Source organism: Maribacter algicola (genome assembly GCF_003933245.1).
In the GTDB taxonomy this organism is placed as follows: domain Bacteria; phylum Bacteroidota; class Bacteroidia; order Flavobacteriales; family Flavobacteriaceae; genus Maribacter; species Maribacter algicola.
This window is the reverse complement of the sequence record NZ_QUSX01000002.1, coordinates 877587-892672: the sequence shown is the minus strand read 5'-3', so window position 1 is coordinate 892672 and position 15086 is coordinate 877587. Positions and strand designations below refer to the sequence as shown.

Below are 15086 nucleotides of genomic sequence, written 5' to 3'. Positions count from 1 at the left end.
TAAAGTATGAATCCTTAAGTACTCTCGGCGGCTCGGTCAAAACCCACGGTTTCCCTATAAATTTGAGGGGATACCTCAGCATTTTTCTTAAAAAATCGACTAAAGTAATATTCGTCGTTATAACCTAGTTCATAGGCAATTTCTTTTACCGTTTTATTGGTAAGATAAAGTTCCCTTTTGGCTTCTATAATAATGCGTTTGGATATTAAGTCGGTCAACGTTTTATTAAAGTGCGATTTGGTAAGTTTTGATAAGGCCTTGGGTGTAATCGCCAGCATATCCGCATAATCGCTCGCGGAATGTTTTGTTCGGTAGTGTGACTCTATCCTGAAGAACATGAAATTACCGGTTCCTTCGCTTGAGCTACAAAGTACTCAATAGCAGGACTTTTATTTGTTCCCGATAAATTTTTACCAAACGCAACCACATCGCCGAGGTTGTTCAAATTTATTGGAGGAAACGTCAGTATTGGGGTTTAACATTAACTTCCTCAATCGAGCAAGAGCAAAGCAAAACGGTCAAGAATAGTAATAGGTATTTGATTGTCAAAATTTTTATAATAACTGGTGTTTAATAAATCAATCTCCTACACTAAAAACAAATTGGCCCCTAAGGGTGGTAGAGTCCGGGTTGAACCTAATAATGTACCATTTTCCTGAAATACTTGCCCCATCAGTCCCAAAGGTTCTTATTTTACCAGTATAAAAAGTGTGTTCGTCTGATTGTGGAATATCAAAGGGATTCTCATTTGGGCAGTACGTACAAAGATGAATCTCAATGGAATCATCTTCTATTGACCATACCCCAACACCTTCAGAACCCTCTTGTCCCAAAATCTCAATTTGCAGCGAGCCATCCTCAAAAAATTCAAGTTGTCTATTTGCCGCAATTAAAATCATGTTACTTTCTTCGGGATTATTGTTTTGTCCACCGCGCCAACTACTCGGGGCCAAAGTGCTTTCAATGGTCAGCGCAACCTCAGCAGATCCCCTAGGGTTCATTGCAATCACTGAAATAGGGTGGCTACCTATACCCAACGATTTATCCCATGAAATAATTCCAGTAGAATTATCTATTGCCAGCCCTTCAACGGGGTCTTTCAACAAAAAAGTGCCAACCTCACCTTGCCAGTTGACTTCAGGTGCCGTGGTCTGACCAATTGACCAGAAGACCGTTTCATAGGTGTCGAACGCATAGGAAACGCTGATTCTTTCTCGTGAATCATCAGTGCTGCAATTGGTTAATATAAAAAATCCGAAAGCCAACAAAAGCTTCAGATAAATGCTTTTCAAGTGTATTCTGTTTTTGTAATTCATGACTTTTTCGTTGCGAGTTTTTCTTTTTATTCCCACATCAAATAGGTCACCGAAAGGGTATAATGGTGAACGGCGGGATCTTTATCATAATAAAGTGTGGTCTCAATATTTTCTCCCCATTTTCCGTTAAAGTCCTCAACGGTTTGAACGGGACCTAGTTCTTTACCCATTGCGTTGGCTATAGTTTGGGCTTTTTCATGGGCGTTTCGTAAGGCTTCCTTGGTCAAACCCTTGCCCTCTTCAGAATCAATTGTAAAAACTGCTATGATATTCAACCGTTGTACACCATGGGTTTTGACTTGCATAAATTTTTTCATATCAGAGGCCGAAGTGGTCTCGTAGCTGTATATGATACCTTGGTTCTCATAGCCCAAGGTCTCGTAACCAAAGTCGTATGGGTTTTCTTTTAAGGCCGACCATGCAATACCTTTGGCCTCCAAAGCCTCACGGTACTGCTCTTGCATAGCTTTTAAGGATATTATGTCAGAGGGAAGGCTCGAATAAAGATTCCCCAAAGACATTATTGCCTTGTAGGTCGGTGTAGGATCTTTATGCAGTGCATAACCACTTACCGTAATGACAGACTGCTCTTGTTGGGCGGGTAAGGCTAACGGCAAAAGCAATATTGTAAAAAAAAGAAGTTCAACGATTTTCATGTCTCTTATAGTTAAATAAAACTGACAGTTTAGTATTTCTACCCTGACTTTATCTAGTCGTCATGGGGCGTATATTAATTTGGATATGCTTCGTTTCCATTTTCATCTTTTGCGATTACTTTCCAATAATTATCAGTATTTAAGTAAAGATGGCTATTGATTTGAAATGAAGTTGCGGCAATGCCACTGGAGAAGGGCACATTCAAATGGGGTCCTTTTCCTAGATATAGATTATAAATGGTCTTATTTTTGCCGAAAATCATGGGTCCCCGACTTAGTATAGGATTAACCTCCACAATGATTGCGCCGGCGGTAACTTCCAAAAAATCAAATGTTCTTGCAACCGGGCTATTATCATTTTGATGACACCCCTCCAACAACAGTATTAAATAGGTACAAGTAAATGGCCAATACTTTTTTCATGATTTAGAATTTGGGGGAACTAAAAGCCTACTATTCTGGAATGTTAAAACGCTCTTGAATTTCTTCATAGGTCATTTTGGTATAGTCAATCGTAGACTTTCCTGTAGATGGCATACCTCCTGGAATTATGATATATCGAAAATCATCGAAAAAAGTAAACAAGTTAGTACCACCATCAAGTGTTGCTGCTTCAACGCTCAAAGTACTGCCACCATTGAAGCTGGACACTTCAAACCCATAGAACTCGCTTTGGGAGGCGAGAACGTATGGCAATTGGTTTATCTCCGAAACAATTGCATTAACCTCTCTTCTTCCAAACACAAGCATCACATCTTCGGTTAAGTTGAAGTCAATAATGCTGAGCGTGGTCAATACCTGTTGGTTGGTCTCGGCGGCTACTGCAGTTTCGAAATCGCGAGGAATCCAATCTGAATAGATGACGTTGGCAGTGCCAGGTTCTCCCTGTTCGCCTTGTTCGCCCTGTTCACCTTGTGGGCCTGCAATACCTTGCTCACCTTGGGGTCCTTGAGGGCCAATGGCGCCGTCCTCACCATCCTCCGCAGAGCATGACCACAATAGTATTACCGCACCTATTATCAATAGTTTACTTGAAAAAATTCTTGTTTTCATATTTATAAAGATTTAAGATTTGATGACCAAATTACTTGACATTTAAGGCAAGGGTGTCCAAGAAATTTAGATGTAAAAGAAACCGGACAACCTTGATCGCATTTGAGAATGCTATAATCCGTCGGGTATATTGAACCTACTTGCCAACTCCTCATAAGTGAAGCTTTCAATAGTATTTGAATTGGTTGCGCTGAGTTCGAACATCTTTTGGCCCGGTACTATCACAACCCGAAACATGGCCTCTGTGTTTGCGCCAAAAAAAATGTCGTTCAAGGGCTCGGTCTGCCAATTAAAGGCATATACCCTGATTGAGGCCAGCACCCCTTTTGCATATTTGCCAAAATCCGTGGTATAATGTTCATTTGATGTAGGGGCGGTCATTGGTAATTGGAACAGGTGGTTTCTTTTGGCAAATATCAATACCACATCTTGGTCCAGGTTCAGGAGTTCGTTTGGTATATAGGGTAGATGCCATTGTACACTTCCAGAATTGCTGGATTGCGGAAATTCGGTTTTCACCCAATTGGAATACAGTACTATATCGTTCTGCTCGTTACCTGTAGTCGTTGAAAATTGTAAATAGGTTCCGTCAATATTTTCTTCGATCGGGCTTTCCTCGCTTTTGGTACATGAAGTAGAAAAAAGGACTAGGGCCAATAAGATTAAACCCAAAATTTTTGATGATTTCATGATTTTTGTTTTTTTGGCCAAGCTAACAAGTGATAAAAGGATAAAACTCCCGAATCTTTCACTTTAAAAAAATCAGGACATAACGCAGTGGCGGTTTTTGTACTCCAAGGGCGTAAGGCCCGTATGTTTTTTGAATGCCGAATAAAATGCGGATTTTGAATTGAAGCCCGCTTCAAGTCCGACCGAAACAATGGTGTAATGTTCGAAAGTCTGTGCATTTAAATTTCTTTTCACATCGCAAATCCGATACTCGTTCACAAAATCGATAAAGCTTTTGTTCAAGATACTGTTCACCATACTGGAAAGGTAACATGGTGAAATGCCTAGTATATCTGCGGTAGTGGTCAGGCTCAAATAGGGGTTTCGGTAGATTTTTTTAGAATGCATCAAGGCTTCCAATTTCTTGAAATATTGGTTGGCCCTTTTAAAGGGTTTTCGTGATTTTAATTGTAGTTCTTTGATTTTTTGGGCACAGAGTGAAGCGATGATGGTCAAGAGATAAAGATGCTTTTCATTGAAAAACATTTTATCGGGATGTTCGGCATCAATCACGCCAAATAGCTTATTGTTGACCATAATGGGGACACAGATTTCAGATAGCCTATTCCTGTCGTCTACGATATATCTGGAATCCTTGGAGGTATCCATAATGATTTCCGGTTTTTTCGATTGGGCGATACTACCCACGATACCTTCCCCAAGGTTCAATCTGATCTGGTTGTATATTTGATGTGAACATGGGTTTTTTATACCATAGGCCGCACTTTGGGTAAGTTGCATGGTATCATAATCCATGGTATAGATAACACAGTCAACAAAACCAAGTTGGTGGATGACATTTTTAGTGATGTCCCAAAGAACCTCCTCTACGGATTCCTTTAAGTACAGGGAAGTTGAAAAAAAGCTGATAGCCCTTATTTCATCGATTGTACAGGTAAACTTTTCCATGATAGTTTTTGGGGTAAAACTATGACGGCCTGTTCAGCAAGAACTGTAGTTATGTATCAAATAACCTTACATATGTAACAGGTTGGCCTTTTATCCGTTTAAGGACGCCACAAACTCGGTAGGGGTCATTTGAAATTGCTCTTTAAAGCATTTCATAAAATAACCGGGAGAATTGAAGCCGACCATATAAGCGACCTCGTTCACGTTCAACGAACCTTGTTTTAAGAGATCCGTGGCTAGTTTTAGCCGTTGCGAACGAAGGAAGGCCGTGGTTGAAAGACCTGTATAACTTTGTAATTTTCGATGCAGTTGCATACGGCTTAACCCCATTAGCTCACATAATTTAGGAGAGCTCAAGGATGGGTCGGTCAGATGTTTGTCCAGAATAAGTTGAAGCTTGTTCAAAAATTGATGTTCTACGGGCGGGACGGTGATATCGGTTGGGCCTACAATATAGCTTTCTTTATACCTGTTGGCCCAAAGCACTTTCATATGGGCCATGTTCCGAATTCTTTGCACTAGAATTTGAGTCTTGAAAGGCTTGGAAATATAGTCATCGGCACCTACTTTCAATGCCTTTAACTCCTGCGAGGCATCTGAACTTGCCGTGAGCATGATTAATGGGATATGGCTAGTGCGTTGATCGGATTTTAGTTGGTTACAAAGGGCAATCCCGTCTAGAATGGGCATTTTAATATCTGAAATGATTACATCTGGAAGGTGTTTTACCGCCTTGTCAAAACCTTCCATCCCATTTTTGGCCGGGATGATCTGATATTCCGGTTCAAGAACACTCGAGATATAATTTCTTGTTTCCCTGTCGTCTTCGACCAAGAGGATTTTGTTGATTTCCCCATTTTTTTCATGGCCGATGTTCGGGTCCGCCATTTTTTCAAACGGTGCGATCTCTGCTCGCTCATCGTCTTTGAAGGCATTTTTTCTGACATCAATTTTTAGTAGGAAACTAATGTTGTCCGAGTTGGTTTTTACCGAAATAGCACCATTGAACCAATCGACAAGCTCTTTGACCAAAGCAAGACCGATACCCATTCCCTCCTTCTCATGGTTCTCTTGGTAAAAGCGCTCAAAAAGTTTTTCGGTTGCGATGCTTTCAGAAATTTTGTTCTGAACCTGTAAGACCAAGAAACCCTCTTCATGGGTGCCGAAAATGGTACACTCCGTGTTTTTTGGGGCATATTTCAGCGCGTTTGTTATCAAGTTGCCCACGGTTTTTTCCAACATATCCTCGTCATACCAAGAAAAGGGCATTTGCTTTATTTTGGAATTGATGGCGACATTGGCTTCTTTGGCCTGCGGCTGGTAGGAGGCAATCAAGGTTCTAAGAAAAAGGGTAATATCACCGTAAATCGCCATTTTTTTTAGTTTGCCCTCTTCCAGACTGCCCAACTGTAAGAGCTGATCTACCAATTTGGTCAGCCTATTTAAATTCCGACTCACAAAACTCAAGTTGTCCGAAGACTTGATACGTTTTCCCTCGTCTGCCATCATCTCTTCCAAGGGAGCGGAAACCAACGTAAGGGGTGTTTTAAATTCATGGGCGATATTCATGTATAATTTGGATCTAAAGTCATGCAACTTTTTAAGTCGGTCTGCTTCCGCTTCCTGTAATTTTAGATCGGTCTGAATCCTCCATCGTGACTTGGTATAGGCGTATATGGTAAACAACAACAATGCGAAGAGTATTAAATACACAATTTGGGAAAAGCTATTCCAGTACCAAGGAGGGTCAATGGTGAAGGCAAAGGAGGCAATGTCCGGTCCCCAGACTCTATCATAATTACTGGATTTAACCTGAAAGGTATAGTTGCCAGGGGGCAGTTTTGGATAACGCGCATAGTTCTTATTGCCGGAGTATATCCAATCTTTGTCATAATCGATCAATCTATATTGATACTCGTTTTTTTCCGGTAAAGAAAATTGCATGCTGGAAAAGGAAAAGGACAAGGTGTTCTGGTCATATGGTAAATGGGTTCCCTCTGCCATTGCGGTGGGTTGGTCAAAAATTGAAAACTGGGTAATCTGGGTCTTTGGAAGATTTAGGTTTATTTTAATGGTAGCGGGATCAAACCAATAGAAACCTTCCAAACCGCCAAAAAATAATTGATGATCCTTGGAAATATGCCAAGCACCGGTATTAAACTCCGTCGCAAGGCCATCATAATTGTCATAAGGAACGACCAAGGGGGGTTCAACATGGTTTTTGGAGGGAGTAAGTTTGGCGATGCCCTTGTTGGTACTGATCCAAATGTTGTTTTGCCGGTCCGGTAAAAGGGAGTAGACCACATTATTGGGGAGTCCTTTTTCAAGGTTGTAGTTTTTCGTTGTCCTTTCCTTTAGATCGAGTACATCGATACCTTTTCCATTAGTGCCCACCCATAACCATCTATCATTTTCAAGGTATACTGATTTTATGGCATTTGTGGAGAGATGGGGCCTATCGTTCACTGCGTTGATTATTTCTGTTTGGCCTTCCTCAAAATTGAGATACATGACCCCCTGGTCCTCGGTGCCTACCCAAAGGTTTCCTTTGGAATCATTGAATATTGCACGGATGTTATTGCTTGTTAAAGGATGCTTTTCAGAAGCAGTATGATACTGTGAGACTACCTTGCCATTTTCATCTAACTGAAATAATCCTTGATCTTGCGTACCCACCCATAACCTGTCCCATTTGTCCTCAAAGATCACCCAAATGGTATTTGCATTCACCGAGGTCACCTTTCTTAGTTCGCCATTGGCATCCATAATCCATAGGCCCCCTTCTTGGGTCCCGATCCATAACCTGTTGTCCCCATCATAGCATAGGCTCATGATCCTATCGGAAGTGAGATGGCTATTTTGGGTCGTAAAACTTGCCCATTGCCCTAATTTAGGATTGTATTTGGTAAGACCATGGCCAGAGGTGCCGATCCAAAAATTTCCATCGGCATCTGTCGTGATTGCCCTTACCACGTCAACGTTTATATCGTTGGGTGTCTGGTCATTGGTAACTACGTTGAATTTTTCAAGATATTCGTCGTAGTACGATACGCCGGACCCATCGGTACCAAACCAAAGAACCCCTAGATAGTCCTCATAAATGGAAAGTATATCCTTATAATGAATCGTCCTTTCGTCATTTTTGTCGGGCATAAAGTGTCGAACTGCATTTCCATCTACTAGAAACAACCCTTTTCCATACGTGCCGATCCAAAGCCTATCTTTTGAATCTAGCAACATGTCTAAAATATTCAAGTCCTCAGGTACGGAAAATGTAGTAACCCGTTCCAGTGAGACACTCTGTAAGGTATGTTCAATTTCATACAATCCCTTCCCGAAGGTGCTTACCCAGAGGCCGCTTTCCGGTTTGGGAACTATTTTACTAAAAGTTACCGCGGTACCATTTTCAGCTTTGGGGCTACTCAGTTCAAACTGGACTTTTCCGGTTCTTGTATTGAACAAAATACATTGGTGGTCTGTCAACACCCATAAAAAGTCTTGTTCCAGTTGTAAAAATTGCCGTATCCTGCTGCTTATTGGGTTTGTGTCGATTTCAAAATTTTCAAATCGTGTGGAATCCGCATGTTTTTTGAAAATTTGACCTTGATCGGTACCCACCCAAAAGGTATTGTTGTCATCTTGATATACGGTGTGGGCGTTCTCCAGTTCTTCATATATGTTGAATTGGGAATGGAGTGGCGCATACTTTCTCAATTTCCCGTCCTGGGGCAGGACCCATAACCCACCTTGTTTGTCCGTATAGAGATATCCCAAATTACTGTAGTTTGGCCTGGTAATATCTTCAAATTGAAAAGCAAAATGTTGGAACTCCTGCCCATCAAATCTATTGAGCCCATCTTGGGTGGCAATCCAAAGATAGCCGAGACTATCCTGTGTGATATCCACTACGCTGTTTTGGGAAAGTCCATCCTTTACCGAGATATTTCTAAAAGATATCTGCTGTTGGCCCAATACATGGCCCGTGGTGAACCAAAAAAGCAATGGTACCCAATAGCATTGATATACAAGTGGCCTACTATCCCTTATGATCTTTCCAATCTTACTGAGCAATTGAACTTTAAAGGTTGTTTGTATCAAAAGTAGCATTTATCGGTAGAACCGGTAACCGGTCAATTTTAGTATTTTAAATGGGTAGCTCTTTTAAGAGCCCTACCAATTTCTGACCAATGTATCCCTGTACTTCCCGATGACTCCATTTGAATCCCTAGGGAATGCCTTTTTACCAACACCACAATTTCCCATGATTTCGTGTGCTGTAAATTGCCTTTTTCCATAAATATCTAGTATTGCAAAATGCGATATTAGTAGACAACTTAAAGGAAATCAATCATTTATGGATAAATATCGCATATCGCGATATGCGATATTTCTTGTTTGAAAATTGGTTTAGCGGTGGGTTAAATTTTTATCCGTATCGCTTTTTTGTTTGGCTGTGTATGGTTGAACCGGCGAAATGATTTGTGGGGTAGTGGGGAGGTGGTTGGTTTCTGAAGTTTTACTACAGCTTACCTGTTAGGTTAAATAACCTAATCAAACAAAATTATTCATATGCGCTTTTTAATTGATTAGGTCTTCGTAGTTCCAGTGTATACAAGTTGGATGGGATTAAAAATGGGGGAAGCCTAAAAATAGGGAAAAATTTTGTCCTTGAAGGGGTTACGGGGCTTTACAATAGGTTGGAGCTTTGTTAATGGGACCTAATACATCCTGTTGTTCGCTATTTAAACTGATGCATAGGACACCACTATGTTTAGTCCGAAGTGTGTGTAGTGGAACGACATGAAATGATTGGTGGGGTATTGGGCAGAAACTATTTACTCAACTTTTGCAGAAGCGTTGTTCTCTAGCGACTTGGCAATGTGTATGGTTGCGAAGGGTTGGCTTCATAGTCCCATTTCCGCTATTTTCTGATCAAAAGTCTTTCCGTCATAGTCAAATTTTCTCGAAATGTCTTGCTGAGTTCCAATTCCAAATCGAGTGCACATATCGTTGTATACTTCCTTTAGCGTATCAAAATTTTCTTCATAATTCGTGACAGTTCCATTGTTGTCAATGCCCGATACTTTGCATTTGGAGAAAACGGAAATTCTTGGAGGTTTACCTTCTTCCTCAAGCAGCATAACTTGTTCCTTAGATTTCATCCTCACCGAAAAGTAACTGCCGTCTGGTTTAGTTAGATTGAAATTCATGTTTTTGTTGCTCCTATGAAACGGTCTAGCTCTGTCTTTTTTTTCAAGAATTGAGATTGCTTTCATTAGCTTTTTTAGTTCATCTCTGAACAAAGGTGTATCTAGGTCATTATGAGCAAGTGGGTTCAGTAAAGCATCTTTGAAGGTCTTTAAGTCAGAAAGTTCAGAATAGTCAATTCCGTCTTCAATACAATAGGCTTCCAGATTGAGAAGCATATCATTGAGTTTAGCGTCAACCAAAACATTTACATCATCTCTGCTTGGAACTTTCCTGTATTTTGGTGGAAGTAGGTTAGTAAGACATCTTTCAATTTCCTTTCTAAGGTAAATTGAACATGCTGGGTAATCGTGTTGTTTAAAGTAGTCTTCTGCAGTTTGAAGACTTGTTTTCAGAGGTTTAAAATAAGGTTGAGCACGCTTTGCCAAATTATCCTGATACATTTCCAGGACAAGCCAGCCTCCCTTTTTTCCAGAGGTCTCAATTTTTCGTTTCGCAAATTCATAGAAGGACCGATCATGCGTCATCATTAAGAGTTGATAATCTGCACTGTATCGATTGAGAAGTAGATTAAGAACCACATCCCGGTTGCTCATATCTAAACTCAGAAGCATGTCATCAATGGTCAAGAGTTTGAGCTCGGCTGTGTTGGGACGGTTTGTCCAGTCTTCCAGAATTGCAAAGCGAATGCTCAAACCAATGCTCGTCCATTTGGCTTCATTCAAAAAAGAATGTGCGCGTTTCACCACATTTCTACGGCCTTCATATCTCGGAATTTTGAGTATAACTTTTGGGTCGGCCCAATTCAGTTTGTCAGCAGTTATTGAAGCTCTTGCGGGTTCGTAATCCAGTTTAATTTCAAAGTTTTGACCAAAATCGTTTTGAAGAATTTCGTTTGCTCTGATTACTCGTTCTCGCAAGTACCCCTTAAACTTTCTGTTGAACTTCTTAAGCTTTCGCTCATACGCCTGATACTTCTTGTAATTTTTCTTTACTGCATCTTCTGGATGAAGCCGCATAGCTTGATTCGGATAAACCTCAGTATCTGGTTCATCAAAGTCCTTAACCTTCTTTGGACCTTGTTTTATGTCTTTATAAACATCTCCAAGACTATTCACTCGGCTGATGCGGTCAATAATTATGTACGGAAAAATTTCATCTTCAAACCAGCCGAACAGATTATTATCCTTGGAATGTTTGACATGATGCAAACGGAATAAAACTCGATAGTTTATAAAATCACTGGCCATGCCGCTTTCACGCACATCAGAATTACCTTGAATAGCTGTTATGGTGGCATCTTCGCCATTTATCAAATACTCTTTTTGGTTACCCGCACCATCATCAAGAACCGCTTTGACGTATGGCTTTTGAGATTGGGCAGTTGTGGTGTGTATATTGACTAAGCCTTTTTCATGGCCTTTGGTAAAGTACTCTTTGATTTTCTGTTTGCCATCATTGCCATCTTTAAAAGCACTTTCCAGTAAAGTATATATCGCCCAATAAATAGTGGACTTACCACTGCCGTTTTCTCCATAAATGAGCAAGTTCTTACCGCCAATTTTTAAAAGCGGGCTTTTAGGGTCATGCTTGGGGAAGAACTTAAAGTTCTGGATATGGAGTTCGTGTAGTTTCATGAACCGGTTACTTCATTTATTCTTCTAATGATTTCACTCCGGCTTTCCGAAACCAAAATTCGGTTCCGAATGGGGTTGTCCTTTTGCTGTAACTCGTAATACACCTTTTGTATAGTCGCTTTTTTCTCCTCGGGACTCATTTCCGAAATATTGGGAAATGTGTTTTCATTGATGAACTGTAAGACATCCAATTCCTTGGCTTTCATCTCTTCAGTGAAGTAGATTTCGTAAACCATCATGTCTATGATTTCTTCAAATCGGAAGGAAAGGTCTTCATTGGATTTTGATTCAAATACGGGTTCTTTCTCCTTTCTTATGAAAAGAATATAGTCTACAAGTTTATTGAATGTCGATTCCGTATTGTCATCTGGATAAGGGACTAACATAGGCTCCAATGCCTGTACACTTATTATTTGATCTCCCGTTCCTGTTTGGGGTGAAGTCTTGAATAGCTGATAAAGCCCAGTTTTGGAATTTAAAACGGCCGTTAGGTATTTGATTTTCTCTCCGGTGGCAATACAGGTGCTGTCAAGGCAATAGATTTCTTCATCTGAATAGGCAAAGCGCATAATAGAGCCAACCCGTTTCCAAATTATTTTTTCCTCTTTGAATTGATTCAGGTAATTTACTGACGGATTGTTATCTAATTCTAACCAGTGATGTTGACCTTGTCCTCCTTTATTTGTGCATTGACCTCTTTTTTCCAGTTTGGATTTATATGAAAACAAATGATAAAATACTGCAGGATACTTTTCTTCAAGGAATTCGTTTGAACCATAACTAGCAAGAATTATCCACCGATTCTGCCATTCTGTTACAAATTTTACAATGTCCCTACCTTGTAATAGCGGCATTACGATATCCTTCGATGAAGAGTGTTCTGAAAATAGTTCATCCTTCTTTATCTCATCGATAATAAAAGCCTCATTAAAGCCGGTTTTAATGCCAAAATTTATTTTTACCTTCCAATCCCTTAGTGCGAGACCTTTTTCTACTAAAAAGTTTCTAATCTTCAAATCTGCGGGGCTTAAGACAACCCAGGCATCTTCACCTACATCATCAAGCGGCAGTAAATCATCATTATCTAGTTGAGCCAATTCAAAACGGTTTCCAACTGCTATACCTTTGACATTATTTTCAAAACCATTGTTTTTCCCTACATAGATATTCGTGTCCACTGTTGCTGAGTGAAATATTCCAGGGCCAAGATCAAGAATTTTAAGTGTGTTGGTTTCCGAAAAGAACTTCCGCAAGGATTTCCCATAACCACCTCTCATCCATTTGTTGGAAGTGATGTAAGTCAAAGTGCCATCATCATTCAATAAATCAAAACCCTTTTCATAGAATAAACAATATATATCACCACGCCTACTAAAAGTATCGAAACCAACTTCCTCATATAAGTTGGCATCATCCATCTTTTGAATCTGGATATAAGGCGGATTGCCAATCATTACATCAAAACCGCCTTGCTCAAACACATTCATAAAGTAGAGATGCCACAGGAAATATGGGCGTTCGTCTGTTTCTTCAAATTTGAGCAGATTTTGACGGGCTTTGCCTTTGTTTTCTAGTTGCTGCTGGCGTTTGGCAATTTCTTTAAGTTCTTTGCTTTTTTTGTCGTATTGAGTTTTCTGACTATCAGATAGCTGTTCTGTTTTGCTATTATATCTCTTTTTGAATGTGGCTATTTCAATAAGCAGTTGGTTTTCAAATCCTTCTAGAGATTTATCTATATGGTCCAGCACAATGCGATCAATGGCTTTATGGATGCGGGCTTTTTCTTCTTTTTCTTCTTCTTTAAAGTAGTCTTTCACTAGTTGCTTGATACTCTCTCGCTTTTCTTCACTAAAGCCGTATTCGGTTTCGGGCTCTTCAAACAAAGTAATATTCTTGGCTGTTGGCGCTTCCATCAAAGCGGTTTTGCTTAGGTCAATGCCTTCATATTGTTCAAGCAGACTGTTACCCTGCATGATCTTGTAGTCCAAATTCGGAAGGGGATGAGGGTTTACTTCTTCCACTACCAATGCCAGCCAAAAACGGAGTTGGGCAATGTCTACAGCACCTTTTTCAATATCCACGCCATAAATGGAATTTTGAATAATGTTCTTTTTGGTGGCTGCCGGGTTGAAAGGCTGATTTGTTTTGAGGTAAGGGTAAATAAAGCGTTTGGCATCATAGATTTCCTGCATCATACCAATGGGAAAAGCGCCTGAACCAATCGCAGGGTCGCAGACTTTGATGTTGTCCAATAGCTGATTGGCTTTTGTAGCATTGTCACGTTCTGCCAGGAATGGTGAAACCGAATGTTGTCGAATGAACTCGTCAATGTCTTGCCGTTTCCCAAAATGATTATACAGGTATTGGATCAGACTTTCCTGACACATGTATTGTACAATTTCTTTTGGCGTATAGAATGCACCTTTTTCACGGTTTTCTTCCAGCAGGTTTTCAAAGATGTGTCCGAGCATTTCCGGGTCAATACCTACTTCGTGGTCATCGGGGCTGTTTTCGTCAATGGTGAAATTGTACTGTTCAAAGAATTCCAGCAGCTCTTCAAAATATTGAATAGGAAAATCAACTTTGAGGGTTGCTTTATTTTTTTCAGGTTCGAACAACCCACCATTTAAATAGGGGACATGTGAGCCGTTCAATTTTCCAACTAGTCCATCAATGTGAAATTTGCCATTCGGGCGTTTGGTATTCAGAGTTTCGAAAAAGAGTTTTGTAAGGCATTGGCTATGAAAACGATCTTTCTGGTTAAATTCTTCAAAGAGCAACTGCATGAAACGTTTCTCGCCATCCAACCATTCGTTCGATTGAGACGAACAACCCATCCAACCTTTCTTTTGAAGAAAGTGCAGGAATACAATTCTTCCAAGTAATTTCTTTACGAAATCTCGAATGGCTTTTTCTTGCTTTTCAATCTCTTCTTTTTCTGTATCTATCAGCTGGTCACGCCATTTTGATTCAGCCAGATATTTCCAGAATTTTTCATAATGGATTCTATAGGACTTGAAAAACTCGCGATTCAGAGCCTCCACAGAGAATACTTGCTGCAACTCTTTTATAGTGGCTTTGCCTGCTTCTTTCTTTGGGATTAAAGTCAGGAGTCTTTTTGCTGCTGTGGTACAAGCTTCATTTGAGCCTAGCAGATAAGTGTAACGCTTGGGTTTGGTTTCACCTTTTTTGAATTCCCCGGTTTCCATATCCAAGGCTGACCATTTGGCGATAAAAGAGAAACGGTAATCCTTTTGGGTAGGATTGTGGAAAAAGACAATTGCACCATGTGTAATGTCCTGATCAATGTGTTTGATGGCAATGTCCCGTAGCTCCTTTCGGTTTCGGGCAATTACCACATTGTTGGTTACTTCCACATCAAAAATGGCTAAAGACTTATCATCATCTAAAGTGATTCGTCCTATCTGCTTCCCTTGAACTACTTTTTCGTGCTCATCAAATAAAGTTTGAGCCTGAGAGAAGTATTGCACCTTTTTAAAAAACATAGGTAACAACTCTTTCCAGTTATCGAAACTGTATGGTTGTTGAAGTATCCGTTTTAAGTCCTTTTCTCTCAT

General features: G+C 40.2%; 11 protein-coding genes. All 11 read right to left on the bottom strand.

What is annotated here, in order from left to right; genetic code table 11:
* Positions 1-14: 14 nt before the first annotated feature.
* Positions 15-338: a helix-turn-helix domain-containing protein gene (locus DZC72_RS13160; protein ID WP_207891750.1), complete on the bottom strand. Its 324-nt coding sequence runs from the start codon at positions 336-338 to the stop codon at positions 15-17.
* 240 nt (positions 339-578) lie between these two features.
* Positions 579-1292, bottom strand: a complete 714-nt coding sequence (locus DZC72_RS13155; protein WP_125223371.1) for a hypothetical protein — start codon at positions 1290-1292, stop codon at positions 579-581.
* Positions 1293-1342: 50 nt separating this feature from the next.
* Positions 1343-1972 (bottom strand): SIMPL domain-containing protein, encoded by a 630-nt coding sequence (locus DZC72_RS13150; protein ID WP_125223370.1) that lies wholly within the window; start codon positions 1970-1972, stop codon positions 1343-1345.
* Between the two features lie 74 nt (positions 1973-2046).
* Positions 2047-2235 carry a hypothetical protein gene (locus tag DZC72_RS13145; RefSeq protein WP_125223369.1) on the bottom strand — a complete coding sequence of 63 codons (189 nt, stop codon included), beginning with the start codon at positions 2233-2235 and terminating at the stop codon, positions 2047-2049.
* 190 nt (positions 2236-2425) lie between these two features.
* Positions 2426-3025, bottom strand: a complete 600-nt coding sequence (locus tag DZC72_RS17890; protein ID WP_207891749.1) for a hypothetical protein — start codon at positions 3023-3025, stop codon at positions 2426-2428.
* A gap of 111 nt (positions 3026-3136) precedes the next feature.
* Positions 3137-3715, bottom strand: a complete 579-nt coding sequence (locus DZC72_RS13135; RefSeq protein WP_125223368.1) for a hypothetical protein — start codon at positions 3713-3715, stop codon at positions 3137-3139.
* A gap of 72 nt (positions 3716-3787) precedes the next feature.
* On the bottom strand, positions 3788-4663 hold the full coding sequence (locus DZC72_RS13130; RefSeq protein ID WP_125223367.1) for a helix-turn-helix domain-containing protein: 876 nt from the start codon (positions 4661-4663) through the stop codon (positions 3788-3790).
* A gap of 90 nt (positions 4664-4753) precedes the next feature.
* The gene (locus tag DZC72_RS13125; protein WP_165869325.1) at positions 4754-8761 is read right to left on the bottom strand and encodes a hybrid sensor histidine kinase/response regulator transcription factor; all 4008 of its coding nucleotides are present in this window, start codon (positions 8759-8761) and stop codon (positions 4754-4756) included.
* Between the two features lie 38 nt (positions 8762-8799).
* Positions 8800-8958 carry a hypothetical protein gene (locus DZC72_RS17820; RefSeq protein WP_165869324.1) on the bottom strand — a complete coding sequence of 53 codons (159 nt, stop codon included), beginning with the start codon at positions 8956-8958 and terminating at the stop codon, positions 8800-8802.
* Between the two features lie 609 nt (positions 8959-9567).
* Entirely contained in the window at positions 9568-11508 is a 1941-nt protein-coding gene (locus tag DZC72_RS13120) for an ATP-binding protein (protein ID WP_125223365.1), read from the bottom strand.
* Positions 11505-15086, bottom strand: coding sequence for an Eco57I restriction-modification methylase domain-containing protein (locus DZC72_RS13115; protein WP_125223364.1), 3582 nt, complete (start codon positions 15084-15086; stop codon positions 11505-11507). Before DZC72_RS13115 ends, DZC72_RS13120 begins: the two co-directional genes overlap by 4 nt.